The 2,205-nt window shown below is 61.8% G+C and carries 2 protein-coding genes; one reads left to right on the forward strand and one right to left on the reverse strand.

Going from position 1 to position 2,205, the window contains the following annotated elements:
* On the forward strand, nt 1-276 hold a 276-nt coding region (locus tag NA4_RS37965; protein WP_218022531.1), incomplete at its 5' end, for a DDE-type integrase/transposase/recombinase.
* Between the two features lie 85 nt (nt 277-361).
* Here NA4_RS37965 and ltrA read toward each other — a convergent pair.
* Nucleotides 362-1,639 carry a group II intron reverse transcriptase/maturase gene (gene ltrA, locus NA4_RS37970; protein ID WP_067481055.1) on the reverse strand — a complete coding sequence of 426 codons (1,278 nt, stop codon included), beginning with the start codon at nt 1,637-1,639 and terminating at the stop codon, nt 362-364.
* Nucleotides 1,640-2,205: the final 566 nt, after the last annotated feature.

Raw genomic sequence — 2,205 nt, forward strand, 5'->3', positions numbered from 1 at the left:
ATTTCGGGGAGCGCAGTCAACGTGTCGACGTGGACCGGATGGGCGTATGTCGCGTTCGTGTTCGACGCCTATTCCCGCGCGATCGTCGGCTGGACCGCGGCGAACACGAAGACGACTGCATTGGTGTCCAAGGCACTCAACATGGCCGTGTGGCGGCGTGACCATTACGGGCATCCGGTCGAGCCCGGCCTGATTTTCCACACCGATGCAGGCAGCAATATACCTCGGTGCGTTTCACTGAATCCCTTGCTCTGCAAGGACTCTCGGCATCAATAGGCTCGGTCGGAGACGCCTACGAGGTGAGTCGGCGGCGGGGATCTCACCCGCCGCCGCTCGCAGAACCGTGCGTAACAATCTCTCGTTACACGGCTCCCACTGTCGAACCAGTGGGCAAGGCGCCGTGTTTCCAGTGCGCGAACATGCCGGGATAGACCGAGGCGAACTCGGCCAGCCTCCGACGCGCCCGCCGTTTGGCACGACGATACCGTTTGTATTTCCGCATCGCCCATTTCACGAGAAACGGGTTGATCTGGTGTTCCAGGAAGCGGATCAGGTCGGACTTGTAGAAGTGCCCGTAATAGCTGATCCAGCCCGCCACGATGGGGTTGATCCTCGCGGCGATCCGCCGAAGGCTCCACTCGGTCCAGCGGCCTAACTGCCAGCGCCGGATGACCCTGGCCATGGACTTCTTCGCCTGCTTGCTCACCGCGGGCAGAAAACCGGACTTCAGCCTTCCATCCCGCAACCGAGCCGCCCGGCGCCGAAACGTGAACCCCAGGAAGGTGAATTCGGTGACCGGATAGTCCAGATCCCGACCTTCCTGCTTGCAGTACACGATCCGGGTCTTCTCCGGGTGCAGAGTCAAACCGAACTGCCCCAGCCTGCGCGCGATGGCGTCGCGGACGAATACCGCCTGCTTCTCGCTGACGCAATGCACGATGGCGTCGTCGCAGTACCGCTCGAACCTGACCGTCGGCAGCTCCCGATCCACCCAGGAATCGAATGCATAGTGCATGAACAGGTTCGACAACAAAGGCGAGATCGCCGACCCCTGCGGGGTCCCCTTCTCCCGCCGCACAAGTGTGCCGTCGGGCTGCTGCACCGGCGCGGTGAGCCACCGCTTCACATACAACAACACCCACGGCAAGCTGGTGTGGTGTTCCACGGCGGCGACGATCGGATCGTGCGGCACGTTGTCGAAGAAGCCTTGGATGTCCAAGTCGATCACCCACGGCTGCCGCCAACATCGCTGCTTGCACATCTCCACCGCATCCAGCGCCGACCGTCGCGGCCGATACCCATACGAATCCTCGTGGAATACCTCTTCCGCCGAGGGCGACAGCACCATGGCCACCACTGTCTGGGCGATCCGGTCAGCGACGGTCGGAACCCCGAGAATGCGGATTCCTCCACCGTGTTTCGGGATGTCCACCGCCCGCACGGGCGGCGGAAAGTAGCTTCCCGACGACAGCCGGTTCCAGAGTCTGTACAGGTTGTCCTTCTCGTCCTGTTCGAACTCCGTCAGCGACTGCCCATCCACCCCAGCCGCTCCCTTGTTGGCTTTGACCTTCTGATATGCCTCCCACACCAGAGCTTTCGGGATATCGAACGGCTTGCCCGCCGATCTCGTTCCGGTCATCGGATTCCTCCCATTACTGGTTGATCGTCGATCGAAACCTGACAGCACGCCCCCTTCGCTCCACCCCCATTACAGGGACTTCATCACTACTACGAGGCGTTCCGCCCTCCTGACGCGCGACCGGGCTGCTCACCCTTCTCGCGGCCACCGTCAACCCGGCGGCAACTCTTTCGCGTCGAGGAGTTCTCCTGTTCCGTTGCAGAGCCTGAACCGAGCTCGCGCCACCTTCATGCCGGACACCACCAGACCAGTCAGCAGGCTCCCGTCTGGCTCGTCCCGGGACAGCATTGATGCCCCGGTTTCGATGTCAATTGGCGTAACGACACGTCATCAGTGGTTCACTTGCGTTCGCCTTCTCGGCCCACACCTGCTGCCTCATGGACAGCTTTTCCCCGGACGCTCACCACCACGGCTCATTCACCGCAGCAGCTCGGGGTGGTTTGACACCTGCACCTGCATGCCGATACCGAAGGACCTGCCTTCATCTCCACAACAGCACGGTAACAACGAGATTCGTGCTTCTACATCACAACCTCCCTGTCACCTCCAGGACACACCAACGCTCT

The sequence above is a fragment of the Nocardia amamiensis NBRC 102102 genome, assembly GCF_001612745.1.
Classification (GTDB): domain Bacteria; phylum Actinomycetota; class Actinomycetes; order Mycobacteriales; family Mycobacteriaceae; genus Nocardia; species Nocardia amamiensis.